Origin of the sequence: Flavobacterium sp. NPDC079362, from assembly GCF_050267765.1 — a bacterium.
Taxonomy (GTDB): domain Bacteria; phylum Bacteroidota; class Bacteroidia; order Flavobacteriales; family Flavobacteriaceae; genus Flavobacterium; species Flavobacterium azizsancarii.
Map to the genome: position 1 here is coordinate 40,262 of NZ_JBNNFM010000010.1, position 25,870 is coordinate 66,131.

General features: G+C 33.6%; 24 protein-coding genes, 1 tRNA gene and 3 pseudogenes. 15 read left to right on the forward strand and 13 right to left on the reverse strand.

The window, feature by feature from the left end; genetic code table 11:
* Nucleotides 1-9: 9 nt before the first annotated feature.
* Entirely contained in the window at nucleotides 10-906 is an 897-nt protein-coding gene (locus ACQKCJ_RS10955) for a helix-turn-helix domain-containing protein (RefSeq protein WP_427402021.1), read from the reverse strand.
* 179 nt (nucleotides 907-1,085) lie between these two features.
* On the opposite strand from ACQKCJ_RS10955, the gene ACQKCJ_RS10960 reads away from it, so the two are divergent.
* From ACQKCJ_RS10960 to ACQKCJ_RS10975, 4 genes are read left to right on the forward strand one after another with little or no spacing between them, the layout of a single operon-like run.
* The gene (locus tag ACQKCJ_RS10960) at nucleotides 1,086-2,063 is read left to right on the forward strand and encodes an aldo/keto reductase (RefSeq protein ID WP_427402022.1); all 978 of its coding nucleotides are present in this window, start codon (nucleotides 1,086-1,088) and stop codon (nucleotides 2,061-2,063) included.
* A gap of 44 nt (nucleotides 2,064-2,107) precedes the next feature.
* Nucleotides 2,108-2,947 (forward strand): aldo/keto reductase, encoded by an 840-nt coding sequence (locus tag ACQKCJ_RS10965; RefSeq protein WP_271335248.1) that lies wholly within the window; start codon nucleotides 2,108-2,110, stop codon nucleotides 2,945-2,947.
* The gene (locus ACQKCJ_RS10970; RefSeq protein ID WP_271335247.1) at nucleotides 2,934-3,332 is read left to right on the forward strand and encodes a nuclear transport factor 2 family protein; all 399 of its coding nucleotides are present in this window, start codon (nucleotides 2,934-2,936) and stop codon (nucleotides 3,330-3,332) included. The genes ACQKCJ_RS10965 and ACQKCJ_RS10970 overlap by 14 nt, the downstream gene beginning before the upstream one ends.
* Nucleotides 3,333-3,358: 26 nt before the next feature.
* Nucleotides 3,359-4,339, forward strand: coding sequence for an aldo/keto reductase (locus ACQKCJ_RS10975; RefSeq protein ID WP_427402023.1), 981 nt, complete (start codon nucleotides 3,359-3,361; stop codon nucleotides 4,337-4,339).
* Between the two features lie 73 nt (nucleotides 4,340-4,412).
* On the opposite strand, the pseudogene ACQKCJ_RS10980 reads toward ACQKCJ_RS10975, so the two are convergent.
* The 3 genes and pseudogenes from ACQKCJ_RS10980 to ACQKCJ_RS10990 all read right to left on the reverse strand — a co-directional run bounded on the left by ACQKCJ_RS10980 (nucleotide 4,413) and on the right by ACQKCJ_RS10990 (nucleotide 5,435).
* Nucleotides 4,413-4,828 (reverse strand): annotated as a pseudogene (locus ACQKCJ_RS10980) (helix-turn-helix domain-containing protein).
* A gap of 171 nt (nucleotides 4,829-4,999) precedes the next feature.
* On the reverse strand, nucleotides 5,000-5,257 hold the full coding sequence (locus ACQKCJ_RS10985) for a hypothetical protein (RefSeq protein WP_427402024.1): 258 nt from the start codon (nucleotides 5,255-5,257) through the stop codon (nucleotides 5,000-5,002).
* 104 nt (nucleotides 5,258-5,361) lie between these two features.
* A tRNA-Met gene (locus tag ACQKCJ_RS10990) sits at nucleotides 5,362-5,435 on the reverse strand.
* Between the two features lie 153 nt (nucleotides 5,436-5,588).
* On the opposite strand from ACQKCJ_RS10990, the gene ACQKCJ_RS10995 reads away from it, so the two are divergent.
* Both ACQKCJ_RS10995 and ACQKCJ_RS11000 read left to right on the forward strand, forming a co-directional pair.
* The gene (locus ACQKCJ_RS10995; protein WP_140509532.1) at nucleotides 5,589-5,981 is read left to right on the forward strand and encodes an START-like domain-containing protein; all 393 of its coding nucleotides are present in this window, start codon (nucleotides 5,589-5,591) and stop codon (nucleotides 5,979-5,981) included.
* Nucleotides 5,982-6,035: 54 nt separating this feature from the next.
* Complete coding sequence (locus ACQKCJ_RS11000; RefSeq protein ID WP_427402025.1) at nucleotides 6,036-6,875, forward strand: aminotransferase class IV; 840 nt, start codon at nucleotides 6,036-6,038, stop codon at nucleotides 6,873-6,875.
* Here ACQKCJ_RS11000 and ACQKCJ_RS11005 read toward each other — a convergent pair.
* The 6 genes from ACQKCJ_RS11005 to ACQKCJ_RS11030 all read right to left on the reverse strand — a co-directional run bounded on the left by ACQKCJ_RS11005 (nucleotide 6,872) and on the right by ACQKCJ_RS11030 (nucleotide 12,757).
* Nucleotides 6,872-7,432 (reverse strand): YqgE/AlgH family protein, encoded by a 561-nt coding sequence (locus ACQKCJ_RS11005; RefSeq protein ID WP_072959341.1) that lies wholly within the window; start codon nucleotides 7,430-7,432, stop codon nucleotides 6,872-6,874. The genes ACQKCJ_RS11000 and ACQKCJ_RS11005 overlap by 4 nt on opposite strands.
* Nucleotides 7,433-7,560: 128 nt before the next feature.
* Nucleotides 7,561-7,833 (reverse strand): HU family DNA-binding protein, encoded by a 273-nt coding sequence (locus tag ACQKCJ_RS11010; RefSeq protein ID WP_017498096.1) that lies wholly within the window; start codon nucleotides 7,831-7,833, stop codon nucleotides 7,561-7,563.
* A 180-nt stretch (nucleotides 7,834-8,013) separates the two neighbouring features.
* On the reverse strand, nucleotides 8,014-8,961 hold the full coding sequence (fmt, locus tag ACQKCJ_RS11015) for a methionyl-tRNA formyltransferase (protein WP_271335242.1): 948 nt from the start codon (nucleotides 8,959-8,961) through the stop codon (nucleotides 8,014-8,016).
* On the reverse strand, nucleotides 8,961-10,856 hold the full coding sequence (locus tag ACQKCJ_RS11020) for a RecQ family ATP-dependent DNA helicase (RefSeq protein ID WP_427402026.1): 1,896 nt from the start codon (nucleotides 10,854-10,856) through the stop codon (nucleotides 8,961-8,963). The genes fmt and ACQKCJ_RS11020 overlap by 1 nt, the downstream gene beginning before the upstream one ends.
* Nucleotides 10,857-10,921: 65 nt before the next feature.
* Nucleotides 10,922-11,455 (reverse strand): ATP-binding protein, encoded by a 534-nt coding sequence (locus tag ACQKCJ_RS11025; RefSeq protein ID WP_271335284.1) that lies wholly within the window; start codon nucleotides 11,453-11,455, stop codon nucleotides 10,922-10,924.
* A gap of 387 nt (nucleotides 11,456-11,842) precedes the next feature.
* Nucleotides 11,843-12,757 (reverse strand): carboxylesterase family protein, encoded by a 915-nt coding sequence (locus ACQKCJ_RS11030; RefSeq protein ID WP_271335240.1) that lies wholly within the window; start codon nucleotides 12,755-12,757, stop codon nucleotides 11,843-11,845.
* Between the two features lie 338 nt (nucleotides 12,758-13,095).
* Here ACQKCJ_RS11030 and ACQKCJ_RS11035 point away from each other — a divergent pair, with 338 nt between their 5' ends.
* The 4 genes from ACQKCJ_RS11035 (at nucleotide 13,096) to ACQKCJ_RS11050 (ending at nucleotide 16,641) form a co-directional block, all read left to right on the forward strand.
* On the forward strand, nucleotides 13,096-13,392 hold the full coding sequence (locus tag ACQKCJ_RS11035; RefSeq protein ID WP_271335239.1) for a DUF493 family protein: 297 nt from the start codon (nucleotides 13,096-13,098) through the stop codon (nucleotides 13,390-13,392).
* A gap of 3 nt (nucleotides 13,393-13,395) precedes the next feature.
* Nucleotides 13,396-14,118: a DUF4290 domain-containing protein gene (locus ACQKCJ_RS11040; RefSeq protein ID WP_271335238.1), complete on the forward strand. Its 723-nt coding sequence runs from the start codon at nucleotides 13,396-13,398 to the stop codon at nucleotides 14,116-14,118.
* A 191-nt stretch (nucleotides 14,119-14,309) separates the two neighbouring features.
* A complete protein-coding gene (gene murA / locus ACQKCJ_RS11045) occupies nucleotides 14,310-15,623 on the forward strand; it encodes a UDP-N-acetylglucosamine 1-carboxyvinyltransferase (RefSeq protein ID WP_427402027.1) in 1,314 nt (437 codons plus the stop codon).
* Nucleotides 15,624-15,765: 142 nt separating this feature from the next.
* On the forward strand, nucleotides 15,766-16,641 hold the full coding sequence (locus tag ACQKCJ_RS11050; protein ID WP_271335236.1) for a cation diffusion facilitator family transporter: 876 nt from the start codon (nucleotides 15,766-15,768) through the stop codon (nucleotides 16,639-16,641).
* 428 nt (nucleotides 16,642-17,069) lie between these two features.
* Here the strand turns inward: ACQKCJ_RS11050 and ACQKCJ_RS11055 are convergent, their stop codons facing one another.
* From ACQKCJ_RS11055 to ACQKCJ_RS11065, 3 genes are all read right to left on the reverse strand, one after another.
* Nucleotides 17,070-19,559 carry a DUF5686 and carboxypeptidase regulatory-like domain-containing protein gene (locus tag ACQKCJ_RS11055; protein ID WP_427402028.1) on the reverse strand — a complete coding sequence of 830 codons (2,490 nt, stop codon included), beginning with the start codon at nucleotides 19,557-19,559 and terminating at the stop codon, nucleotides 17,070-17,072.
* 156 nt (nucleotides 19,560-19,715) lie between these two features.
* The gene (gene aroQ, locus ACQKCJ_RS11060; RefSeq protein ID WP_271335234.1) at nucleotides 19,716-20,129 is read right to left on the reverse strand and encodes a type II 3-dehydroquinate dehydratase; all 414 of its coding nucleotides are present in this window, start codon (nucleotides 20,127-20,129) and stop codon (nucleotides 19,716-19,718) included.
* A 188-nt stretch (nucleotides 20,130-20,317) separates the two neighbouring features.
* Nucleotides 20,318-20,884: a porin family protein gene (locus tag ACQKCJ_RS11065; RefSeq protein ID WP_271335233.1), complete on the reverse strand. Its 567-nt coding sequence runs from the start codon at nucleotides 20,882-20,884 to the stop codon at nucleotides 20,318-20,320.
* A gap of 283 nt (nucleotides 20,885-21,167) precedes the next feature.
* Here ACQKCJ_RS11065 and ACQKCJ_RS11070 point away from each other — a divergent pair, with 283 nt between their 5' ends.
* The 5 genes and pseudogenes from ACQKCJ_RS11070 (at nucleotide 21,168) to ACQKCJ_RS11090 (ending at nucleotide 25,710) form a co-directional block, all read left to right on the forward strand.
* The gene (locus tag ACQKCJ_RS11070; RefSeq protein ID WP_271335232.1) at nucleotides 21,168-21,431 is read left to right on the forward strand and encodes a hypothetical protein; all 264 of its coding nucleotides are present in this window, start codon (nucleotides 21,168-21,170) and stop codon (nucleotides 21,429-21,431) included.
* 307 nt (nucleotides 21,432-21,738) lie between these two features.
* A pseudogene (locus ACQKCJ_RS11075) lies at nucleotides 21,739-22,294 on the forward strand (porin family protein).
* 185 nt (nucleotides 22,295-22,479) lie between these two features.
* Nucleotides 22,480-23,067: pseudogene (locus ACQKCJ_RS11080) on the forward strand (porin family protein).
* An 80-nt stretch (nucleotides 23,068-23,147) separates the two neighbouring features.
* A complete protein-coding gene (gene xerD / locus ACQKCJ_RS11085; protein ID WP_271335283.1) occupies nucleotides 23,148-24,044 on the forward strand; it encodes a site-specific tyrosine recombinase XerD in 897 nt (298 codons plus the stop codon).
* A 145-nt stretch (nucleotides 24,045-24,189) separates the two neighbouring features.
* Complete coding sequence (locus ACQKCJ_RS11090) at nucleotides 24,190-25,710, forward strand: PAS domain-containing sensor histidine kinase (protein WP_427402029.1); 1,521 nt, start codon at nucleotides 24,190-24,192, stop codon at nucleotides 25,708-25,710.
* The last annotated feature ends 160 nt before the right edge of the window (nucleotides 25,711-25,870 follow it).

Genomic DNA, 25,870 nt, shown 5'->3' on the forward strand with positions numbered 1-25,870 from the left:
TATGATTTTTTAGTTTAAATTTCTGTATTCAATTGGTGTAAAACCCGTATTCTTTTTAAACATTCTATTAAAGTGCTGTGGATATTTAAAACCCAGTTCAAACGCAATTTGACTGACTGATTTATCAGTATCGAAAATTCGTTCTTTCGCCACATTTATCAACTTTAACTGAATGTGTTCCTGAGCTGATTTGCCTGTTTCTTTTTTTATTAAATCGCCAAAATAATTAGCCGAAAGATGCAAACGATCTGCAAAATATCCCACCGAAGGTAAACCTGTATCTTGTGCACTTTCAGATTGAAAATAATCCTGTAATAAATTTTCAAATTTTGATAAAACGTCAGTATTAATATTTTCTCTGGTAATGAATTGTCTGTCATAAAAGCGAACACAATAATTTAGTACCAACTCTATATTATTACTTATAATGCTTTTGCTATGTTTATCAATAGACTGGCTTAATTCGTATTGTAATTTACTAAATAAATCTTTTATTATTTGCTGTTCTTTTAAAGATAAATGAAGAGCTTCATGCGATTCATAAGAAAAGAAAGAATACTGACTCATGTTTTTTGCCAGCGAAGTGCCTTTTATCAGATCAGGATGAAATAGAATCGCTAATCCTGTAGGATGATAATCTTCGGGGTTATTTACTTCAATAACTTGTCCGGGCGAAACAAACACCATTGTACCATCATCATAATCATAATTATTGCGGCCATATTTTAATTCGCCGCAATTTCCGGCCTTCAGGAATATGGCATAAAACCCAAAATGCATGCGCGTATGATTGGGTAATGCTTTTGTTGCAGAGTTATCAAAAACACTTATTAAAGGATGTTGCGTTTCAATACCTTTTAATTGATTGTACTGAGCGATTTTTTCGAGTTTTATAATAGGATCCATGATGCAACTTTTAAAATTATTAATGCAAATATACTACTCAGATTATTAATAACTTAGCGTGATAATTCTAATCAGTAAAAATGGTATTAATAACAGTAATTTGTATAAAAGAAAGCTTTTAATATTGAATGAACTTTGTATTGACAAGATGATAGACAATTTAGTCAAAAAAAAGCAATATGAAAACAAGAATATTAGGAACACAAGGATTAGAAGCTTCTGCATTAGGAATGGGATGTATGAACCTGAGTTTTGGAACAGGAAAAGCAGTTGATATAAACGAAGGAATTAAAGTAATTCGTTCAGCATATGAAAAAGGAATCACTTTTTTTGATACTGCAGAAGCTTACGGACCTTTTACAAACGAAGAGTTAGTAGGAGAATCATTGAAACCTTTTCGAAAAGAAGTTGTTATTGCAACAAAATTCGGAATGATTTCGGATACCGGAATTAACAGCAAACCGGAACACATTCGCAAAGTGGTTGAAGCCTCCTTAAAACGATTACAAACAGATTATATTGATTTATTATACCAACATCGGGTAGATCCAAATGTGCCAATCGAAGATGTTGCAGGAACCATAAAAGATTTGATTCAGGAAGGAAAAGTAAAATACTTTGGACTTTCAGAAGCGGGTGCAGAAACGATTCAGCGTGCCCATGAGATTCAGCCGGTTTCAGCAGTTCAGAACCAGTATTCGATCTGGACAAGAGAGCCGGAAGTAAAAGTTTTGCCATTATGTGACGCATTAGGAATTGGTTTTGTGCCGTGGGGGCCAATTGGTACTGGTTTTTTGACAGGTAAAATTACGCCGGACACCAAATTTGACAGCGATACAGATTTACGTGCTGCTTTCCCACGTTTTACTTCGGAAGCCATTAGAGCAAATATGCCTGTTGTGGAGTTGCTGACAAAAATTGCTAATAGAAATAATGCCACACCTGTGCAAATAGCCTTGGCGTGGTTATTAGCTCAAAAGCCTTTTATAGTGCCAATTCCCGGAATGGATAAAATAGAATATTTAGATGATAATATTAAATCTGCAGCTGTCGAACTTTCGATAAAAGATTTACAGGAAATAGAAGAAGGACTTGCAAAAATAACTTTTCAGGGAGCAAGACTTAATGAAGGATTACTCGGTTTATCTGAAGAATAAATAGTAAGCTCTTAACTTTTTTTAACTACTATAAATTATATAAAATGAAAAATATTATTTTAAATAACGGTCTCGAAATGCCATTGTTAGGATTTGGGGTTTATCAAATTCCAGATGCTGACGAATGTGAAAAAAGTGTGCTAAATGCTATCGAAGCAGGTTATAGATTAATTGATACCGCTACGGCTTACGGTAATGAAGAAGCGGTAGGGAAAGCCATTCAAAAAAGCAGAGTGCCACGTGAAGATTTGTTTATTACTACAAAACTTTGGGTTTCAGACACAGGTTACGAAAAAACTAAAAAAGCGTTTGAAACTTCGTTAGAAAAACTACAATTAGAGTATCTTGATTTGTACTTAATTCATCAGCCTTATGGAGATGTTTACGGTTCATGGCGCGCAATGGAAGAATTATATGAAGAGGGGAGAATAAAAGCTATTGGCGTAAGTAATTTTTATCCGGACCGTTTGCTGGATCTGATTATTCATAACAAAATAGTTCCGGCTGTTAATCAAATTGAGACACATCCTTTTCATCAGCAAATTGAGACACAAAATTTTTTGAAAGAAAACAAAGTGCAAATAGAAAGTTGGGGACCATTTGCAGAAGGTCGAAATAATATGTTTACCAACAAATTATTGGTTTCAATAGCGGGTAAATACAATAAAAGTGTGGCACAAATTATCTTGCGCTGGTTGATCCAGAGAGAAGTTGTGGCGATTCCGAAATCAGTTAAAAAAGAAAGAATTGCTGAAAATATTGATATTTTTGATTTTGAATTATCTTTAGAAGATATGGATGTAATTTCAATTTTAGATACTAAAAAAAGTGTTTTCTTCGATCATCGCGATCCTGAAATTGTAAAATGGATTGGTAGTCGATAGTGTGGAAACGGATAAAACAGCAGATAATAAATCGCAAATTCTGGAGATAACGCGCCAATTGACACAGTTGATGATTGAAAGGAATACAATAGAAATCAATGCTATTTTGGATGCAAACTTTACGCTCACACATATTACGGGATATGTGCAGTCAAAAGAAGAATGGTTTTCTGAAATTGAAAGTGAGCGAATGAAATATTACTCCTTTCAGGAAGTTAAAACTTCAGTAACAATTGATGGAGATAAAGCGGTGTTTGTTGGTCAGAATATTTTAGATGCCAGAATTTGGGGAACCAGAAATAATTGGCGTTTACAGCAAACAATGCAATTGGAAAAACGAAAAGGAAAGTGGATTATACTAAAATCGGTAGCTACCACTTTTTGAATAAAATTAATATAAAAAATGAAATTATGGAAAAGAGAATATTAGGAACACAAGGATTAGAAGTTTCTGCACTGGGATTAGGTTGTATGGGATTGAGTTTTGCTTATGGTGCGGTGATAGAAAAACAACAGGCAATAAAAATAATCAGAGAAGCACACGAGCAGGGAATTAACTTTTTTGATACTGCCGAAGCTTACGGAATTGCCAACGAAGAACTGGTAGGAGAAGCTTTAAGTCCCTTTAGAAAAGAAGTTGTTATTGCGACAAAGTTTGGTTTTAAAGGAGGAAATGCACTTAACGGACAAGATAGCCGACCAGAAAACATCAGGGCCGTTGCCGAGGAATCTTTAAGACGTTTGAAAACTGATGTTATTGATTTGTTTTACCAACACAGAGTAGATCAAAATGTGCCAATAGAAGATGTGGCCGGAACGGTAAGAGATCTAATACAAGAAGGAAAAGTAAAATACTTTGGAATGTCTGAAGCTAGCGTGAGCTCTATTAGAAAAGCGCACGCAGTTCAACCTGTAACAGCTTTGCAAAGCGAATATTCGATTTGGTGGAGAGAACCGGAATTAGAAATTTTGCCGGCACTAGAAGAATTAGGAATTGGTTTTGTACCATTTAGCCCGTTAGGAAGAGGTTTTTTAACCGGAGCGATTACTGAAAACACAAGCTTTGAGTCTACGGACTTTAGAAGTACTTTGCCTCGTTTTAGTGAAGAAAACAGAAAAGCAAATCAGAAATTAGTTGATTTACTGGCGATAATTGCTTCTCAAAAGCAAGCAACTCCAGCGCAAATTGCCTTAGGTTGGTTATTGGCACAAAAACCTTGGATTGTACCAATTCCGGGAACAACAAAATCACACCGATTAACAGAAAATATTGGTGGAGCCTCAATTAATTTATCGACAGAAGACGTTAAAAAAATTGACGATGCTTTTGCTCAAACCACAATACAAGGAGATAGATACCCGGCTCATTTGCAAAAAGCAGTAGGTAAATAAAATAAACAAACCCCTTAAATAGTAATTATTTAAGGGGTTTGTTTTTATATGAAAATTGATTTACAAAGTAAAACTATTTGTCTTTTAATAATTTTTCTAAATATTCGATTTTAACTTTTTTAGCTTGTAATAAACGTTCGTAAAGTTTTTTGTTTTCCTTTACTGATTCCATTAGTTTATCCAATGGATTGAAAGTGCAATGATTTGCATTGTTAACCAGTCCGTTCGCAATACTATTATCATTAAAAGTATTAAAATAACTAATCATATTTTCTTCTGAGAAATTTTTAATTGCTTCTACACTCACACCAAGTGCCTTGCGATATCAGTAAGTTTTTCCTTATCAATAGTTTCGCCGTTTTCTATAGCCGAAACTGATTATTGATTCGTTCCTAAAGCTTGCACCAAAGCTTCTTGTTTAAGGTCTTTCAGTTCATGAATACGGCTAATTTTTCGCCCTATATGATATGGTTTTCTTACTGTGCTCATAGTTCAAAGATATTTAAAATTCTTTAAAATTTTTCGGGTTTGGTAAAACACATTGCTTTAGCTGTAAAATACATTTTTATAAAATTGTATAAAAATGTAGTGTTTTGAAAAAAAGTACAATTTTTCAGACAATGTAATGCTTTGAAAATATTGAATTATGAGGTTTGTTGTTTATTTCTCTTCTTCTAAACCATCAACGGCAGAAATCTGATCCAGTATATTGGTTTGGTTGGGCGAAATGTAGTTTTTTACTTCAGGAGTGTTTTCTTTCTTAAAAAGAATGTCTAATGCGTTGTAAAGTCTTAGTAAAACATCTCTGTCTTCTTTTTCAATTTCTAAAGCTGTATTAAAATTAAAAACGTAGTTATTCGAATTGCGTACTTCTACTTTTATCGTTTTTGATGTGATTTTAAATTTAACTATATCCATTGTTGCTTCTTTTTTAGATATTTGAGATGTTCTTATGAAGTTTTTTAAACAAAACTACAATAAAAAAACCCTAATCAATTGATGATTAGGGTTTTGTTTTTATGTAGCGAGGACGGGAGTTGAACCCGTGACCTCAGGGTTATGAATCCTGCGCTCTAACCAACTGAGCTACCTCGCCAAGATTGCAAGTGAACCGTGTTCCTCATTGCGGGTGCAAAGATAGAAATATTATTAAAGCTTACAAGAATAAAATGAAGAAAAAATAATTTTTTTAAAAATGCATTGTTTTTGGACATATATTCTTATATTTCCAAAAAATTAAAAGTAGCACATGGAGTCAAAAATACGTTACGAAATCGAGTTTCCCATAAATTCTTCGCCGCAATTATTGTATCAATATATATCAACGCCGTCAGGTTTGTCAGAATGGTTTGCAGATAATGTAAATTCAAGAGGCGAATTTTTCACTTTTATCTGGAACGACTCGCAGGAAAAAGCGCGTTTAGCTTCTAAAAAAACAGGAGAAAAAGTAAAATTCAAATGGGTTGATGAAAGCAGTAAGGATACTGAATACTTTTTTGAACTTCATATTTTGGTTGATGAATTAACAAAAGATGTATCATTAATGGTAGTCGATTTTGCTGAAAAAGAAGAAGTAGGAGAAGCTAAACAATTGTGGGAGAATCAGATTTCAGATCTGAAACATCTTATAGGTTCTGTTTAGTGAATTTCTATTTTATACCTTATATTTGCCCTGAACAAAATTCAGGGTTTTTTTATGATCAATTTTAACGGAAACATAGTAGCGCAGGACGATAATATATTAACTCAAAATCGTGCTTTTTTGTACGGAGACGGAGTTTTTGAAACGCTAAAAATAGTCAATAATAAAATCTTGTTTCTTGAAGATCATTATTTTAGGTTAATGGCTTCGATGCGTGTAGTTCGAATGGAAATTCCTATGAACTTTACAATGGAGTATTTTGAAGAAGAGATTTTAAGCCTGGTGAATCAAAAAAGTATTTCGGCATCAGCCAGAGCAAGAATTACTGTTTTTAGAAAAGACGGAGGTTTGTATTTACCAAAAACGAATGAAGTTTCATATTTAATTCACGCAACTGCACTTGAAAGCGTTTCTTATGCTGTAAATATTGCCGAATATGAAGTTGATTTGTATAAAGACTTCTATGTAACCAAGCAGTTATTATCGTCTATTAAAACGACTAATAAATTGATAAATGTTACGGGAAGCATTTTTGCACACGAAAATGGTCTTGCCAATTGCATTTTAGTAAACGATACTAAAAATGTTGTAGAAGCATTGCAAGGCAATTTGTTTATGGTTATGGGTAAAAAACTGATCACTCCGCCAATTTCCGAAGGATGTCTGAACGGAATTATGCGCAAACAAATAATAGCTCTGGCTAAAAAAGTTGAAGGCATAGAAATGCTTGAAGAAATAATTTCGCCATTTGATCTTCAAAAAGCTGACGAATTATTTCTGACAAATGTAATCACAGGGATACAACCGATAACTAAGTATCGAAAAAAGGAGTTTACAAGTAATCTGGCGCATTTATTAGTGCAGAAACTAAATGAATCCATTTCTGAAAATTAATTCAGATATGGATTTTCAGGTGCATTCGACCAAATAAGATAATCGCCTCCGAGCTCAATAATCTGCTCTTTCCAAAAATGGGTGGTTGACTTTCCGATAATTTTATTTTTATAACTATTATCAGTGATGATCCATGAGTTTCCTTGCATTTCATTCTCAAGCTGATTTTCGTCCCAACCAGTATAACCTAAGAAAAAGCGAATATTGTTTTTGCCAATAGATCCGTCGTTTATTAAGTCTTTGGTCGATTCGAAATCACCTCCCCAATAAATCCCATTTGAAATCTCAACACTATTTGGAATCAATTCCGGGATATTGTGAATAAAATAAAGGTTGTCTTGTTCAACCGGCCCCCCGTTGTATATCTTGAAAGTGGCATCAATCTCAGGAATTAAATCATTAATAGTATACTTTAATGGCTTATTAATGATAAAACCTATCGATCCTTCTTTGTTATGGTCTGCTAATAAAATTACCGATCTATTAAAAGATAAATCTCCAATTATAGAAGGCTCGGCAATAAGCAGGTGTCCTTTTTTTAATTTTTCTGAAATCATACGGCTACAATTTTTATTAAATTTAATAATAAAATTTTTAAAATCACAAATAAAATCGTTAAACCGCATAAAAAAACCCTCCATGGGGAGGGTTTTGATTATATTATAAGTTTAGAGAACTTTCTTACTTAGTTCACTGCACCTTCTAATTCAGCTCCAGCTTTAAATTTTACTACATTTTTAGCAGCAATCTGAATAGTTTTTCCTGTTTGAGGGTTTCTTCCGTCTCTTGCAGCTCTAGCAGATACAGACCATGATCCAAAACCTACTAATGAAACTCTCCCACCTTTTTTCAAAGTAGCTCCTACGTTTCCTAAAAATGACTCTAAAGCTAATTTTGCCGCAGCTTTTGTGATTCCTGCATCAGCAGCGATAGCATCGATTAATTCTGATTTGTTCATAATAATTAGTTATTAATTGTTGGTTAAAAAAAATTGTTAATACACAAATTTAGTAGGAAATCCGTTCCTTGCAAGTGTTTTCTTTAATTTTAGCAAAAATTGTTGATAACTTGCTTTTTTTGTTCATAACGCAAGTCGTTTTCCGCTCAAAATCAGGTAAAAACCCCTGTTTTACTGACCTTAATAGACCTTTGTGCTATCAGAAAATGTTATACCGTTCAATAATTCGGCAACTTGCATTCTCTTTTTTCCTGGTAATTGCAAACCTAAAAGCTGAATAAAGCCATCTTTGATCGCGATCTTGATTTCTTTTTTGCTGCTAATCAAGCTTCCAACTTCATAAGAATGGGATTCCTCAATAAGTTTTGCCTCGTATATTTTGATACTTAATTCTTCCTCCTTGTCTTTTAAGAAGCACCAGGAAGCCGGATATGGACTTAATCCGCGAATTAAATTATTGATTTCTTCTCCGGATTTGGTCCAGTCGATCTTACAATTTTCCTTATTGAGTTTGTAAGCCGTTTTAATTTCGGCATCATCTTTCTGGATTGTTGTTGTTACATTTCCGCTTTCGATAACCTTTAAAGTTTCAATTACCGTTTCGCTTCCTAGCAACATTAATCGGTCGTGTAATTGTCCTGCATTTTCTTCCGGTTCAATAGCAATTTCCGAATTTAAGATCATTGCGCCGGTGTCGATTTTGTCATCAATAAAGAAAGTGGTAACGCCCGTTTTTGTTTCTCCATTAATAATAGCCCAGTTAATAGGTGCAGCGCCACGATAATTTGGTAATAAAGACGCATGAAGATTAAAGGTGCCCAAGCTTGGCATTTCCCAAACTACTTTTGGTAACATTCTAAAAGCAACAACAATTTGTAAATTAGCATTCAGAGCCTTTAATTCGGCAAGAAAACTTTCATCTTTTAAATTTGTGGGTTGCAATAAGGTAAGATTGTTCGCCAGTGCATATTCTTTTACTGCCGAATATTTTATTTTTTGTCCGCGTCCAGCCGGTTTGTCTGCAGCGGTAATAACGCCAACAACATCGTAATTGTTTTTGATAATGGTGTCCAAAATGCCAACAGCAAATTCCGGAGTTCCCATGAATATGATTCTCAATTTTTCCATTATAATTTTAAAGTGTATTTATTATTAGGCTGAATGATAATGTAATTGTTTTCAAGTAATTCCTGAAGCGCCAAAATTACATCCTTTGTATCTAGTTTTATTTTAGCCTCGATCTCTCTCGAAGTCAAAGCTGCTGTTCTCAACAAGTGCAGGATTTTATCTGCAATCGAATCCGCTTCCGTTATTTTTCCCTTTTGGGTAATGCAATACGAGCAGACTCCGCAATTTTTAGTTGTTTCTTCTCCAAAATAATCCAGGATCAATCGGTTTTTACATGTTTTATTGTCCTTTATATAATGCAGGACAGATAAAAGCTGATCTTTTTTGAGTTGATTTTGTTTTTCGAGATATTTTGCAACCCTGTTTATGGTAAGGTTGTCTTCGCGTACTTCATTAAATAATATAGTAGCGTCGTTGTTTTTTGCTTTATAATCGATAATATCTTTCTCTTTTAGTTTGTCTAAAACAGCTGAAACCTGTGCCTCGGTATGATTTGATTTTTTTGCAATCAGCGAAATATTAAACGGAGTTTTCATTTCGTAAATTCCGGGATAAGTTCTCAGAATTGCCAGAATAATTTCTTCGTCATTTGAATTCAGGCTCATGTACCGAATTACTTCTTTTGATTCAATCAAAAACTGCATTGTAATTTTCTCAGAGAATTCCTGAGACATCGTAATAATTCCCTGCTGATTCAAAAACTGCAAAGCATTGTAAGTTTTAAGGGTAGGGAAGTCGTACTTCTGGCAAAAATGATTTAGTTTAAACGAAAATGATTCGTCCAGACCTTCGCCGTAAGCAATCTGAAAATAATTGCAAAGTTTGATATACATCGCATTCAGAAATTTTTTATCAGGAAGAATACTTAAAAATTGTTGTTCTGTTTGATTCCCATCTGATGAGTTGGTCAAAACAACCGAAAATGCTTTTTCTCCATTTCGTCCTGCTCTTCCGGATTCCTGGTAATAGTTTTCTATATTTTCAGGAAGCTGAGTATGAATAACCGTTTTTACGTTGTCTTTGTCGATTCCCATTCCAAACGCATTCGTGGCAACAATAACCTGAGATTGTTGTGACATCCACAATTGCATGTTTTTGTCTTTTTCTTTTGATGAAAGTCCACCGTGATAATAAGTCGCCTTAAATCCTAACGATTGCAATTGCGTCGACATATTCAGGCAAGATTTTCTATTTCTGACATATATAATAGAAGGCTGCGGATTTTTCTTTAAAATTTGCTCTACACGGTACAATTTGTCTTCAACTTCAAAAACCATGTAGGCAATATTTTTCCTTTCAAAAGATTGCTGAAAAAGTATAGGGTCTTTTAGTCCTAATTCAGTTTTAATATCTTCAATAACCCTTGGAGTTGCTGTGGCGGTCAAAGCTAAAAATGGAATTTTCGGGAAGTGTTTTTTAAGTTCTGAAATCTTCAAATAAGCAGGACGAAAATCATGTCCCCATTGCGAAACACAATGTGCTTCATCAATGGCGATTAAGTTTATTGGAAGATTTTTGATACGTTCCAAAATCCAGTCGGATTGTAATCGTTCGGGAGAAAGATATAGAAACTTGTAATTTCCGTATTGGCAATTGTCAAGAAGGTCAATGATTTCCTCCGTGTGAATTCCTCCTGTAAGGGCGATGGCTTTAATTTCCCGCTTCTGCAAATTCCCTACCTGGTCTTTCATCAAAGCGACCAGAGGCGAAACGACCAAACAAATACCTTCCTGCATCATGGCCGGAACCTGAAAACAAATCGATTTCCCGCCACCGGTTGGTAGTAAGGCAAAAGTGTCCTGGCCGTCCAAAACCGAGTCAATAATCTCCTTTTGCAACGGTCTAAAACTGTCGTGTTTCCAATATTTTAAAAGAATTTCTTGCGCTTCTGGCATTGGTGTCATTTTAAAGTTAAAAAATTTAGAAATCAGTTTCTAGTTTTGCAACTTTAAACACCTGCCTAAATTTTATCTAAGATATAAAGAATTCTGTTCTCAACCGTATCTTTTGGTACTTCAATTAAGTCGTAGCCATATTTCTTATACGTTTCAACAAGGTGTTTTTGAATTGTTAGTGCCTGTTCAAAATTTTCGTAACGCTCTGTATCGCATTCGTAAATTTCTTCCCAAGGTGGTAAAATAAAAGTTTTGGTGTATTTAAAATCCTCGCACGCCTTTACAAAATGTGCTGGATAATCATCACCAATATAATCCATATAAGCGACAACATCTGGAATACCGCGATCTATAAAAACTACATCATCAGGTTCTTCAAGAGCATCTTTGAATTGTTTAATGCGTCCTTCAAGTAACATTTCGCTAAATAATAAAGGTTGTTCCAGAAACAATTGGTCAATTCCCCGTTGTTGTGCTTCGAGTGTAACTTGTCTTGAAATTTCAGGATAACAGCAGTAGCCACGAGCTACCAATTCGTTAATAAGAGTAGATTTTCCCGTTCCCGGGCCACCAATGAGAACTATGATTTGTTTTTGCACTTTCTTAAAATAAAGCGCAAATTTACCTAAACTTATTGTATTTAAAAAGATTATTTTGCCTTGAGCGAACGATTTCGCAATTTTATGTGAATTAGGAGGTTTGGAATCAGTTATTCGTTGCAATCTTTTGCTTTTTAAAGAAAAAAACGAGAGGTTTTTTCTTCATGCTTCGGAACGTTGAAACAAAACAGTTCAAAAATGAAAATAATCCTATGCAAATGTTATCGCAACTGGACTAAAGTCCAGCTCTGTAAAATAGATCGTTCCTCCGGAACTAAATAAAAAAAAAGTCGTAGACTCGGCAAATATTGTAGGGCTGGACTTTAGTCCAGTTTATATTGGTCGGTAGAAAAACAAAGATGGGTTGGCGAAAATGTCCTGTAAGGCCTATTCGCAAAACAAATATTTCTCAGAACCCACACCTTTCTTTTGCGAAGGAATAATAATATGGGACTCAAATTTCTTTCCTTTCAACACATCATTTACAAAATCCAGAACATATTGTTGACCTTGGTGGAAAAGATAACCTGATAATTCATGTCCGCCGCCGCAAAAAGTGATTAGTTCAATGTCTTTGTGTAGATCATTCATATGATTGTAAACCGCATAAGATCCAAAAAGAATCATCCAGCCCGATGCATTTGTAGGGCAGGAGCGATGCGAACCAGCACTATACGGAACGGTATCATCGTTATTTCCGTGTGCCAACAACATTGGAATCGCTTTTTCTTTTGTAATTAAATTAATATCCTGAATGGCGCCTGATCCTCCAATAAAACCTTTGTACTTGAAGTTTTCCGGAAGATTGTTTTTGTATAAATTCATGAGTTTATAATCCCAGAACGAAGCATGAAAACCAATTTCGGCTCCCGCACTAATTCCTGAGATGAATATTTTAGAAGTATCAATATTGTATTTATTGGCATTTTCGATCAAAAACGAAGTTGCCTGCCACATATCGCTCACGCCAATCTGGATTGCTTTTATCTTTTCGGTCAACGTTCCTTTACAACCAAAATCTTTTCCTTTCATATATAAGCTGTACGAAATACTCGCAACCGCATAGCCATTTTTTGCCATGAACATTCCAAATTCTTTTTCGCTCGTACGTTCTCCGCCAGAAAATCCTCCGCCGAATGCAAAAATAATTAACGGAAGTTTTTCGTTTGTTTTCTTTTGAGGTAAGTATAAATCCAGATCCAGTTTGATGGTGTCATTCTGAAAATAAGTCATCGTTTTGATTTCCTGTCCGTGAATGTTATTGATTGTAAGTGCGATAAAAAATAAGAGAATTTTTTTCATTGTAATGTTTTTTTTGAATCGCAAAGTAGCGAAGGAACAAAGTTTTTTAACTTATGACAGTTTAAGCTTTGCGCCTTCGTGACTTTGTTGCAAATTTAGAAGCAAAGTTTCTCAAATATAAAAGTTTGCCGCCAGTTTTACGAATTTTTACGGATTTTAACTTTAGGATTAATCAAAAAAGAGTGAAAGCAGAGGATACATTTACCACAATATAATTCGTGTAAATTAGTGAAATTCGTGGCAAAGAATCGATGCTTTCTTCAATGAAAAAAATCTAAAACCGAAAATCTGAAATCTGAAATCAAAAACGTATATTTGCTTTCTATTTTAAAGTGCAAATGGAGAACGATAAAGAAAAAAACACCGCCGAATTTTACGAAAGATTAAAGGTTGAGTTAGATAACTCAAATACTTGGCCTGCAGAATATTTGTATAAATTTATAATGCCTTCGGTAGACGATAATGTGGAGCGAGTTGAAAAAGCTTTTGACAGTATGGGCGCGGTAATTAAAACAACAAAATCTAAAACAGGTAAATTTACCAGTGTTTCTATAGATGTTACAATGCATAGTGCTGATCATGTGATTAGCAAATACATTGAAGTTTCTACAATAGAAGGTATAGTTTCATTATAAGTTATGGTCGAAAAATATAAAAAAGAAGTAGCGAATGACGTTGTTTTCAATTTAGAATATAATTCTGAAAGACAGCGTTTACTTATTCCGGAATATGGTCGTCATTTGCAAAAACTGATTGATCAGGCAACTATTATTGAAGATGATGAAATGCGCAACAAAGCTGCGAAATACATTATTCAGGTTATGGGAAGTCTGAATCCTCATTTGCGTGATGTACCGGATTTTCAACATAAATTATGGGATCAGCTATTTATTATGTCTGATTTTAAATTAAATGTAGAATCGCCATATCCAATTCCGTCGAGAGATGTATTGCAGCTAAAACCGGATGTTTTACAGTATCCGCAAAATTTTCCTAAATACAGATTTTATGGTAACAATATCAAATACATGATTGATGTTGCTAATAGATGGGAAGATGGTGAAATGAAAAATGCATTGATATTGGTAATTGCCAATCATATGAAAAAATCATATTTAAGCTGGAACAAAGACACAGTAAAAGATGATGTGATTTTTGAGCATTTATATGAATTGTCAGGAGGTAAAATTAATTTATTACAAAGCACAGAAGAGCTTTTGAATACAACAGATTTATTGCGTACCAACAAACGCATGTCTAATAAAATTACGCCAGCCGGACCTCCAAAAATCCAAAGTAATAAAAACAATATTAAAGGCGGAAAACCAAAACCTTTTCAGAAAAACAACAATCAAAAGTAGAAAAAGTTGCTAGTTGTCTAAGATGTTAAGTTGCTGGGTCTTTCTTAAACTTAGTAACTCAGAACCTTAGTAACTCAAAACCTTAAAAAAAACAATCAGAAATAAAAAGTTGCTAGCAGCTAATCTACTAAGTACCTCAAAAAAAACTTAGAACCTTAGAACCTCAGTAACTCAGAACCTAAAAAAGAAATATGGGAATTTTTAAAATCGAAGGAGGAACTCCTTTAAAGGGAGAAATTACTCCGCAAGGAGCAAAGAATGAGGCATTACAAATTTTATGTGCCGTGCTTCTAACGGGGGATAAAGTAAAAATTAATAATATTCCCGATATTATTGACATTAATAAATTAATCACATTGTTGGGTAATTTAGGAGTGAAAATTCAACGAAATGAACCGGGTTCGATTACGTTTCAGGCCGATGAGGTTAATGTTGGATATTTAGAAACCGAAGCTTTCAAAAAAGAAGGTGGAGCATTACGTGGTTCTATTATGATTGTTGGACCACTATTAGCACGTTTCGGAAAAGGATATATTCCAAAACCGGGAGGAGATAAAATTGGACGTCGCAGATTAGATACACACTTTGAAGGTTTTATTAACCTTGGAGCGAAATTCAGATACAATAGAGAAGATCACTTTTACGGAGTTGAATCTCCGGAAGAAGGATTACAAGGAACAGATATGCTGCTTGACGAAGCATCAGTTACCGGAACAGCAAATATCGTAATGGCTGCTGTTTTAGCAAATGGAAAAACGACAGTTTATAATGCTGCCTGTGAACCTTATTTGCAACAATTATGCAAAATGTTAAACTCAATGGGAGCTAAGATCACAGGAGTTGGATCTAACTTATTGACCATCGAAGGTGTTAAAAGCCTTGGCGGATGCGAGCATAGAATTTTACCGGATATGATTGAAATTGGTTCTTGGATTGGTCTTGCGGCTATGACAAAAAGCGAAATCACGATCAAAAATGTAAGCTGGGAAAACTTAGGTTTGATCCCAAATACTTTTAGAAAATTAGGTATTACAATCGAAAAACGCGGAGACGATATTTATATCCCTGCTCACGTTGATGGATATGAAGTGAAAACAGATATTGATGGTTCTATTCTGACAATTGCAGATGCGCCATGGCCAGGATTTACACCTGACTTATTGAGCATTGTTTTGGTTGTGGCAACACAAGCGAAAGGAGATGTTTTGATTCACCAAAAAATGTTTGAAAGCCGTTTGTTCTTTGTAGATAAATTAATTGACATGGGAGCTAAAATTATGTTATGTGATCCGCACAGAGCAGTTGTTATGGGACATAATTTTGAATCTCAATTAAAAGCTACAACAATGTCATCTCCTGATATTCGTGCTGGGATTTCATTATTAATTGCTGCATTATCTGCAAAAGGAACAAGTACAATTCAGAATATTGAACAAATCGATCGTGGATATGAGCGTATCGACGAGCGTTTGAGAGCGATTGGAGCAAAAATTATAAGAGCATAAATAAATATTTAGTCAAATAAATATTCAAAATAAACCATTAGGAGGTTAAGGAAAATTAAGATTGCAATATCTTAATGAAACTTAATATCTTAATGGTTTTTATATCTTAAAACTTGATTTTAAAATCCGTTAAAAGTCTCACATGACAAATGAACAAAAAGCTATAAAAGCTACTATATTTAGTATAGTTGGAAACACCTGTTTGGCCGTTATAAAAGGTTTGGCAGGTTTTTTTGGCAATTCCTATGCCTTGATTGCAGATGCAATCGAATCGACTACAGATATATTTTCGTCTTGTCTGGTTTTGTTCGGAATAAAATATTCAAACAAACCCGCAGATGAAAACCATCCTTACGGTCACGGTCGTGCAGAACCACTGATTACCTTTTTGGTAGTTGGTTTTTTAATTACTTCTGCGACCATTATTGGTTACGAAAGTATTGCCAATATTCAAAATCCGCATGATTTGCCAAAATCCTGGACCTTATATGTTTTGGGAGCTATTATTGTCTGGAAAGAATATTCGTTTCGTTTAGTGATGAAACGCAGTAAGCAAACCAATAGTTCATCATTGGCAGCTGATGCATGGCACCATCGAAGTGATGCCATTACTTCTGTAGCGGCATTTGTCGGGATTTCGATTGCACTTATTATGGGAAAAGGGTATGAATCAGCAGATGACTGGGCGGCACTTTTTGCTGCTTTTTTTATCTTATATAACAGCTATAAGATTTTCAGGCCGGCACTTGGCGAAATTATGGACGAAAATTTAAACGATGACTTAGTTGAAGAGATTCGAATAAAATCTCTAACCGTTATTGGTATTCTGGGAACTGAAAAATGTTTTATCCGTAAAGCCGGAATGAAATATCATGTCGATCTCCATGCTATTGTATCAGCCAAAATTTCGGTAAAAGAAGGACATGATTTGTCACACAAACTACAAGATACTTTAAAAGAAAAAATACCTCAATTGGGGAATGTCTTAATACATATTGAACCGGATGATTATCACTAGGAGAGCTTCAAAGTGACAAGGTTTCAAAGTAGTTGCAAAGGCTTGTAATATGTTATGAACCGCTGTCAAAGTTCAAAACTTGTGAAAGATAAAATCTCAAATCCGCTTATTCTTTCAGAGAGTAAGCGGATTTTTTTATAGTCGTTTTCGCCGTGGCGAACGGGCTATCCGCCATATCTTTTACTTTTTAAAGAAAAAAGCAAAAGGATGTCGCTTCTCTCCCTAACACGATCCGGGATAATGATAACATTTGCGGTTTTTTTGTCACTTCGACGAAGTAGAAGTCACATAAAGAAATTCGACTCCAATAATAAAATTTTGAAGAAAAATCATAATTGATTCCTTTGTGATTATGTACAAGACGTGAAAATCGTGATGTGATTTCTCCTTCGTCGAAATGACAAGATTGTGCTTATTTAGATAGAAGCCTAATTCAATACATTTAGAATCTTCAAGCCAAAAACAACACCATTTTGCTGAATTCCGCCTTGATAAGAATGAACATAATCCAATCTGAATATCTTGAATTTTCCAAAGCCTAAATTGTCTAAACCAACAGTAAATTCAGTATAAGGTTTCCTGTCCGGAATTGCCAGGGAGTGAAATCCAAGATTCATCGTTGATTTTAAAAGATTCAGCAAAGGAATCTTGTTCATGATAAATCCCGTATCATTATGTTCCAGATGCATTTCAAAATAACTGTCATTTGTACTATTGGCGTAATAAGGCATTAGGTTAAAAACGTTTAGGTAGCGCTCACTTGTGCCAATATGAGTTTGATTTCCGTTAAAATGTCTGTAGTCGATAAAAGAAATATTTTCGGCATTAAAGAATTTTCCCGCTCTTAAATTCATGCCAAGAATTCCTTTGTTTCCTAACGATAAATCGTAAAGAACAGAAGCTCCAATTCTTTCAAATTCGTATTTTTTCTCGCTTGCCGCAAATGCTTTTTCGAAAGCTAAAAATACTATTGGATATTTTTCGTCCTTAATATTATATCTTCCATCAGGTCTTGAAATGTATTTATTGCCAAAGTTGATTCTGGTACTTAGAGCGGCTTTAAATAAATGATGAGGATCAAATGCCGGCGTTGTAAAATCATTTGGCGCTAACGGATTATTAGAAGAATAGAAATCGTCTCTTTTAAAGAAAGAGTAATCGGTTGTATTAAAAAGGGTTTTTCGTTGTTCGTATGCTACTTTTCCAACGAGATTAACGCCATTCAGAATGTTTTGCGAGTAATTGATCTGGGCAAATTCCAGATTATACAGCTTCATGTAATTGTCCTTAAAAAATAAAGAACTTATAGAATTGATAAGCTTGCTGATAGGCTCGAAACTATTGAATTGCGCTGTTTTTGTTCCTCCTGAAACTCCAATAGTAGCATAATTGATATTATTAAATTTATGATTGAATTCTCCAACTGCCCTAAAACGTTCGTCTGAAAAACCGTAATTAAAAGTAGTGCTGATCGAAGTGCTTTTTCCTTGTTCTTCATTCCACTTTTTAAAAGAAAAACCAGAATCTAAATTAAAGCCCTGAACAGTATTAAAACTCAATGATGTGATATTCAATAAACCTTTGTATTCAAAAGAATGCTTCTTGAAAGTATTCTTGTAATCATAGCCCATTAATATATCCAAAACTTTAAACTTGTTGTTTTTTGCATCAAGCGAATCAGTATATTTTTGGGATTTTCTAATCGTTTGCAGACTGTCTTTTTTTGTGTAATCAGTACTTTCTTCAATCGTTAACGGAATGGGTCTGATTTGATTCCAAAAAGCATCATCTTTTTTATTCGCATTAAGTTCGAACGCAACAACTTCATTTCCAAAAGTCTTTTTTTCAAACGAAGCAGGGAACTCATAGTTTGAATATACATAATTGAATTTCCCCGAGAATTTTACACCAAAAAGACCTGCATTAAAATCCAGGGTTTGCGCATTTTTTGTCCAAATTTTGTTTTTTGGATTATAACTAAAGCTTTGTTTCAAGTTCATTACTTCAGTGAATTCATTTTTCATGCGGTATCCTTTTATGACTAAATCTATGGCATAAATGGCAAAACTATCATCGACTATATAAATGTAACCTTCAAAAACAGGTTCCTTATCACGTTTAGGAATTACTTTGATTTTGTAAATCTGTTGATTATTATCGTCATAAAAACTCCCCTCAAGTTTGTATTTGTAATAGCTGAAAGCATTATCTGCAATAGGGGAGATCAGCTTAACGTCAAAGTCCAGCGTATTGTCATAAAAATCGTAAGTCGATAATGAAGCGGTATTGTAACTATAACCCTTGTTGTTTCCGGATATTTTAGAAGCAATGATTTTCTCTTTTAATTTGTCCGGTTTTTCGAAAATAATTTTAGATATGGTTTCAGATAAGTATAAAATCCCCGATCCTGTAGAGTCCAGATTTGATGCCATGTCAACTCCAAGATCTACTTTTTTGCCAAGAATTTTTTTAGGTAAATCTTTGACTTTAAACATTCCTTTAGAATAAAAATCAGCCGTGTATCGTGCTGTTTTATCTGAATTGTCTTTTTTGTTCGCAATAGCATTTTTTATGATTGCAATTGCGGGATTATTTTTGGGATCAATTACGACTTCGTTTAATGCAAAACTTTCTTCATGCATTTTTACATCCAACGTAAAAGTTTTCGAATCAGGAGAAACTGAGATTTTTTGTGTTTTGAAGCCTAAATACTGAAAAGTAATCTTGTTCTTGCCCGGTTCTTTTACGTTAAGTTGATATTTTCCCTGTTCGTTAGAAGTAGTTCCGCTATAAGTGTTTTCTTCAAAGACAGAAACAAAAGGCAGCGGATTACCCTTTTCGTCAGTGATAGTTCCCTTTATTTGAGCAAAATTGGAGATCGAAAAAAATAAAAAGGCTAGTAAAGTATAGTTTTTCATGAAAGTGGTTTCTCTCACAAAAATAGAATAAGTTAAAAACGAGCCTATTAATAATTTGTTAAATTGTTTGTCAGGTTGAGCAGAGCCAAAGTCCTCTCATTTTCAATAGTCTTCGACTTCGCTCAGGGTGACATTCGGTTAGAAAGTTATAAGTATTTACAGGAATGACTGAATGGCCAATTCGTAGCTTTTTAAGCCAAAGCCTAAAATAACCCCTTTCGCGTTTCCGGACAAATACGATTGGTGTCTGAAACTTTCGCGGGCATAAGTATTCGAAATATGTACTTCGATAACAGGAGTTGTAACCGCTTTTATAGCATCGCCTAAACCTATTGAAGTATGAGTATAAGCACCGGCATTTAAAATAATTCCGTCATATGTAAAACCATGTTCCTGAATTTTTCCAATCAGCTCACCTTCTATATTACTTTGGTAGTAAGAAAGTTCTATATTAGGAAATTTAGTTTGCAGCGTTTCAAAATAATCTTCAAAAGTTTGGCTTCCGTAAACTTCCGGTTCTCTTTTTCCTAATAGATTTAAATTGGGTCCGTTGATTATAGCGATTTTCATATTTTAAAGATATTTTGTGCGAGTTAAAACATTTAGTTTTTTAAACCATATAAGAAATAGAAGTTCAATTAAGCTAAATTAATTTTATTGGTTGAAATTGTTTTTGAAATTGTCATAGAACTTGGTAAAAATAAAAAAACCGTTCTAATTAATAGAACGGTTTTCTTAAAAGTATGTGATAAATTTTTTTAGAACAACATTATTCCAGCTGAAAGTTGTATAACAGAGTTTCTTACATTTGCATCTTTTGATGCTTCTGTAAGTCCGATTCCATAACGAGCTTGCACAAAAATACTTTCTGTAAGTTTTAGACCTAAACCAGCATTAAGTCCGAAATCGAATGTTTTAGTGTCTCCAAGGTTAACATTATCTTTGTCGCTTACTAAAAATTGAGCTTGTGGTCCCACCTCTAAGCTAAATGATTTACTTAAATAAATTTTAGCCATTACCGGAATAGATATATATCCCAAGTCATTTTTTACTTCTTGGTTCACATCTTTAAATTTATAAGATGCTCCTTGAGTAGAGTATAAAAGTTCAGGTTGAATAGAGAATTTTTCTAATAATTTAATTTCAGCAACTAAACCTGCATGAAAGTTTGTTATTCCTTCTTTGTCAATATTCTGACTTGGAAATGCGTCTCCAGTTTGGCTAGCAAAGTTAACCCCTGCTTTTACCCCAATTTTTAGTAATTGTGCCTGAATTGTAGCTGATGTTGCGATGAACAGAACAGCCGCTAAAATTATTTTTTTCATAAAAGTGTTTTTAAATTTGGTATTTTTTTAATGTTATCTATTAGTCAAAACTACATTATTTTAATTTTATTGTTTTATATATAGCTTTAAATAATTAACAAAAATCTCACGTATTTATGTTTTTTATTAACCTTCGTTTTTTACTTCATTGGCTAATCTGTTGAAATTCAGCTTTTTGTTTGTAATTAAATTCTGTCTTATTTTAATGCTTTTTGTTTTTATTATGTACTTGTTTTAACAAGTATAAGATTATTTTTGTTAGGTAATAAATAAAAACACAAACATGATAAAAAATATTTTAGCTGCTATTGCAGTAATGACAATTGGTTTTGCAAGTGCACAAGAGCAAACTAAAAAAGGAAAGTATCTTATTGAAGGTAATACTTCTTTTGGAGCAACGGGAACTGGTAACACAGGCTTTGCATTGCGTTCAGAAGATGGTACTACTTCTTGGAATGTTGGTGCTGAGGGTGGTTATTTTGTAATGGATAATTTAGCTGTAAAAGTAGGATTAGGTTATGGTGATAATGGAGAAGATTATAAGTAAAATAGAGGCTCTGAAAATCGTCTGTATTAAAGTGTTCTCCGTCACCTATCCGAGAATATCAGAGAAAAAGAAGGCGTTGTCATATTTGAAAACAACCTCTTTTGATAAACGGTTACTTTTTCAGTGCCCTCCACATGTGAGAAGGCTTTTTTAATTTAGTATGCCTAATGTGTAACAAATTGTGATTCGTTAATTAATTTTTTAACAGGATTAAGTTTCTAATTACCAATTTATTTGTTAAAATAAAAATTATTTTTTATGAAGTAAATTTTTATATTTGATTATTAATTTAACCAAAACAAATATTATGAAGAAAATTATTTTAGCTGCTATAGCGGTAACAGCAAACAAGATTTGGAATAAAAGGAGGTCTTAATATTTCAACTTTAGTTGGAGGAGATGTTGAAGATACTAAATCGTTAGTCGGTTTTCACGTTGGAGGTTTTGCTGAAATCAAAATTTTTGACAAATTCTTTATCCAGCCAGAGCTTTTGTATTCAACTCAAGGAACTAAGGTTGATGGTCCTTTAGGGACTGATGCAGATCTTAAATTAAATTATTTGAATATTCCGGTTTTAGCTAAATATTATATCGTGGATAAATTTAGCGTTGAAGCTGGTCCACAATTAGGTATTTTGTTATCTGCAAAAGCAAATGGTAGCGATTTTAAAGACTATACAAGGTCTGTAGATTTTGGGTTTAATATTGGTGCAGGATATAATTTTACAGATAATCTTTCTGTAGGTCTTCGTTATACTATAGGATTGTCTCCTATTACAGATAACGAAATTGATAATACAGAAGATTATTATGATAGTGCTAAAAATAGTAACCTTGCTTTATCTTTAGCTTATAAATTCTAATTACTTCTAGAAAATAAATTTTCAAAACCTTCCCTAATCAGGAAGGTTTTTTTTATTTTGTTATTTTTAAGTTGTTGAAAAACAATCGTCTAAATGAATTGTATCAAAAATAAATTTCTATATTTTTATAAGAATATTCTGTCATTATTGTTGTGTTTCTTTTTCTTTAATTTAAAATCTATGAAATGAAAAGAATTATTTTACCAATTATGGCATGTATGTTATTTGGATTTGCAAGTGCCCAATCTACTAGATTTGGAGTAAAAGGCGGACTGAATATCTCGAATTTTACAGGTTATCAGGAAGATGTTAAATCTTTAGCTGGTTTTCATGTTGGAGGATTCGCTGAAATTAAAGTGGCGAAAAAATTTGCGATTCAGCCTGAATTTTTGTTCTCGACTCAGGGTACTACTGTCGAAGGTTAAGGTGGTAATTCGAATGCAAATGTCAAAGTGAATTATTTAAATATTCCGGTTTTGGCTAAATATTATATTACAGATGCTTTTAGTGTTGAGGCTGGACCACAGATTGGGTTTTTGTTGTCAGCCAAAAGTAGAGGGGAAGATATTAAGGATTTGTTTAAATCAACAGATTATGGCCTTAATTTGGGAATCGGGTACGACTTTACGGAAAATTTTGCTCTGGGCGTACGTTATACAATAGGATTGTCAGATATAGCAGATGTTCCTGATGACATTCAGGATTATCCATTTGTTTATAATGCAAGCTTTAAAAATAGCAATTTTGCATTGTCATTAGCATATAAAATTTAATATTTACAGCAACATACTTTATAAAACCTTCTCTAATACGGAAGGTTTTTTTATGCCTAAAAATGTTTTACTTTGTAAGTATGAATTGGAACAGCTATATTAAAGATTATCAGTCGTATTTGCGAATCGAAAGAGGATTGTCGAAAAATACAATCGAGAACTATGGCTTTGATATCGAACGATTATGTTTTTTTTTAGAAACGAATCAAATAGAGGTTTCTCCCTTGAAAATTTCAGATGAAACCGTTCAACAATTTATATATGCTGTTGCAAAAGAAGTGAATCCACGTTCGCAAGCCCGTATTATTTCAGGTTTAAAAAGTTTTTTTGGCTATCTTGTTTTCGAAGATTATAGAAATGATAATCCATTAGAATTAATCGAAACTCCAAAAACAGGACGTAAACTCCCCGATACTTTATCTGTTCAGGAAATAGATTCGCTTATTGCAGCTATTGATTTAAGTACAAACGAAGGCGAACGAAATCGTGCTATTATAGAAACATTATACGGTTGCGGACTTCGGGTTTCGGAGTTGGTTTCGCTAAAGATTTCCGATTTGTTTTTTGACGAAGGGTTTATTAAAATTACGGGAAAAGGAAACAAAGAACGTTTTGTACCAATAGGAAAATATACCCAAAAATACATGCAGATTTATCAAAAAAATATTCGGGGAACCCTAACGATAAAGAAAGGTTTTGAAGATACTTTATTCTTAAACCGAAGAGGAAGTCAGCTCACACGGGCTATGATTTTTACGATTATAAAAGACCTGGCTGTGAAGATTAATCTAAATAAAAATATAAGTCCGCATACGTTGCGACATTCTTTTGCAACGCACTTACTCGAAAATGGCGCTGATTTAAGATCAATTCAGTTAATGTTAGGGCATGAATCGATTACAACTACTGAAATTTATGTTCATTTAGACAGAAGTTTTTTAAAAGAAGTAATGCATTCTTATCATCCCAGAAAATAATTTTATGTGAAGACCTGCCTTTTTAAGTGAAAATTTAATATATTGTGTAAGGTTTTGTGTTAATCTTTAAATAGGAGAGGCATAAAGTGGTTCTTTTTCGTTGAGATATTATTCGAAATAATTGAATCTACTAAATAAGTGATATATGGTTTTTGATTTATATGGAAATGAGGATTGCTTAGAAGTAAATAATTTTTATAAAAAGTTGTTTGCAGAAATGCCTGATTTACTTTTTCAGTTTGTTATTGATTGTGATAACAATTATACTTTTCCTTTAGTCGGTAAATCGGCTGACGAAATCTTTGAGCTTGCAGCTGATATGTTTTCAAATAATCCCAAGCTAATTATTTATGACAGGATTTTTCCTCAGGATCGCGATTTATTTTTCCAGTCCCTTGTAAAAGCAAGAAAAGAAGTAAAGCCATGGGATATTGAATTTAGGGCAGTTTTGCCTAAGAAAGGATTGCGCTGGTTTAAAATTTCGTCTAAAACTGAATTGGCTCACGATGGTTGTGTTAGTTTTTATGGACACGTTTCTGATATTACGGAGCTAAAGGAAAAAGAAGAAAAACTTCGTATATCCGAAGAACGTTTTCAGTTTGCTCTTGAAGCCGGGACAGCAGGAATTTGGGATTGGGACATGGTTACCAATACTGTTTTTTACTCTTCATTATCATTAAAAATTTTAGAATTAGAATCAGCAGATATTTTTGATGACCCTGAACGCTGGGACAAGATTGTTCATCCTGATGATTTGCCAAAATATTACTCAGATATTCAGGAACATTTTGACAATAAGATTCCGTACTACGAAAATTATCATCGTGTAATGACTTCCAGTGGTAATTATAAATGGATTCTGGATCGCGGAAAAGTGATTAAAAGAGACGAAAATGGTAAACCATTACGGGTAATAGGTACACATACCGATATTTCTTTGCAAAAGGAAAAAGAATTAGAGCTTTTAAAAACGATGAAATTATATAGTGATCAAAATAGCCGACTGGTTAATTTTTCGCATATCGTTTCGCATAATCTAAATACTCAGGCAGGGAATATAAAGTCTATTTTAGATTTTATTGATGCAGATGTAGATAAACAAACTGTTAGCGAAATGTTGGAGCATTTACGAACAGTTTCTAATGATTTGAATGATACAATAGCTAATCTAACGCAGATTGTAAAAACGCAGAGTAATATTAATATAGCGGTTACTCCGTTAAAGCTCTCTGATTATATCGATAAAACAATCTCTACAATAAAAGGATTTGACAAACAGAAGAATGTAACGATTATAAATAATGTGCCGAAGTATTTGACTGTAAATTTTAATCCGGCGTATATGGAAAGTGTGCTGTTGAATTTTGCGACGAATGCCATAAAATACGCACATCCTGATCGTGATCCGGTTATTGTTTTTGATTTTGCCATTGAGCCGGAAGGTTATAAATCATTAAAAATTACAGATAATGGTTTGGGAATAGATTTGAGTGTTTACGGAGAGTTGTTATTCGGAATGTATAAAACGTTTCATAAACATCAGGAGGCCCGGGGAATTGGTTTGTATATTACCCGAAACCAAATTGAGGCCATGAAAGGAAGTATTTCTGTAGAAAGCGAGGTTGGAGTAGGGACGAGTTTTAAAATTGTCTTTAATGATCTTTAAAATTTATTTAAAGACATAGAAATACTGGTTTTAACGAAGAAAGCACAAAGGTTTTTCGCAGAGTTACCTAAGATTTAAGTTGTGTTTACGCAATCTAAGTTCGCAAAGCTTCGTGGTTTTAACGTAGCATATTTAAAAAAAATTGCAATCCCTGTGGTAA

Bases quoted from the DNA above. Each gene is read 5' to 3' on its own strand.
- ACQKCJ_RS11065 (WP_271335233.1), bottom strand. From the start codon at position 20,884: ATGAAAAAAATAATTTTAGCGGCTGTTCTGTTCATCGCAACATCAGCT.
- ACQKCJ_RS11055 (WP_427402028.1), bottom strand. From the start codon at position 19,559: ATGAAAAACTATACTTTACTAGCCTTTTTATTTTTTTCGATCTCCAAT.
- ACQKCJ_RS10955 (WP_427402021.1), bottom strand. From the start codon at position 906: ATGGATCCTATTATAAAACTCGAAAAAATCGCTCAGTACAATCAATTA.
- ACQKCJ_RS10965 (WP_271335248.1), top strand. From the start codon at position 2,108: ATGAAAAATATTATTTTAAATAACGGTCTCGAAATGCCATTGTTAGGA.
- ACQKCJ_RS10975 (WP_427402023.1), top strand. From the start codon at position 3,359: ATGGAAAAGAGAATATTAGGAACACAAGGATTAGAAGTTTCTGCACTG.
- aroQ (WP_271335234.1), bottom strand. From the start codon at position 20,129: ATGAAAATCGCTATAATCAACGGACCCAATTTAAATCTATTAGGAAAA.
- ACQKCJ_RS11090 (WP_427402029.1), top strand. From the start codon at position 24,190: ATGGTTTTTGATTTATATGGAAATGAGGATTGCTTAGAAGTAAATAAT.
- ACQKCJ_RS10960 (WP_427402022.1), top strand. From the start codon at position 1,086: ATGAAAACAAGAATATTAGGAACACAAGGATTAGAAGCTTCTGCATTA.
- ACQKCJ_RS11030 (WP_271335240.1), bottom strand. From the start codon at position 12,757: ATGAAAAAAATTCTCTTATTTTTTATCGCACTTACAATCAATAACATT.
- ACQKCJ_RS11040 (WP_271335238.1), top strand. From the start codon at position 13,396: ATGGTCGAAAAATATAAAAAAGAAGTAGCGAATGACGTTGTTTTCAAT.
- fmt (WP_271335242.1), bottom strand. From the start codon at position 8,961: ATGGAAAAATTGAGAATCATATTCATGGGAACTCCGGAATTTGCTGTT.
- ACQKCJ_RS11035 (WP_271335239.1), top strand. From the start codon at position 13,096: ATGGAGAACGATAAAGAAAAAAACACCGCCGAATTTTACGAAAGATTA.
- ACQKCJ_RS10995 (WP_140509532.1), top strand. From the start codon at position 5,589: ATGGAGTCAAAAATACGTTACGAAATCGAGTTTCCCATAAATTCTTCG.
- ACQKCJ_RS11010 (WP_017498096.1), bottom strand. From the start codon at position 7,833: ATGAACAAATCAGAATTAATCGATGCTATCGCTGCTGATGCAGGAATC.
- ACQKCJ_RS11005 (WP_072959341.1), bottom strand. From the start codon at position 7,432: ATGATTTCAGAAAAATTAAAAAAAGGACACCTGCTTATTGCCGAGCCT.
- ACQKCJ_RS11000 (WP_427402025.1), top strand. From the start codon at position 6,036: ATGATCAATTTTAACGGAAACATAGTAGCGCAGGACGATAATATATTA.
- ACQKCJ_RS11050 (WP_271335236.1), top strand. From the start codon at position 15,766: ATGACAAATGAACAAAAAGCTATAAAAGCTACTATATTTAGTATAGTT.
- ACQKCJ_RS11070 (WP_271335232.1), top strand. From the start codon at position 21,168: ATGATAAAAAATATTTTAGCTGCTATTGCAGTAATGACAATTGGTTTT.
- ACQKCJ_RS11020 (WP_427402026.1), bottom strand. From the start codon at position 10,856: ATGCCAGAAGCGCAAGAAATTCTTTTAAAATATTGGAAACACGACAGT.
- ACQKCJ_RS10985 (WP_427402024.1), bottom strand. From the start codon at position 5,257: ATGGATATAGTTAAATTTAAAATCACATCAAAAACGATAAAAGTAGAA.
- xerD (WP_271335283.1), top strand. From the start codon at position 23,148: ATGAATTGGAACAGCTATATTAAAGATTATCAGTCGTATTTGCGAATC.
- murA (WP_427402027.1), top strand. From the start codon at position 14,310: ATGGGAATTTTTAAAATCGAAGGAGGAACTCCTTTAAAGGGAGAAATT.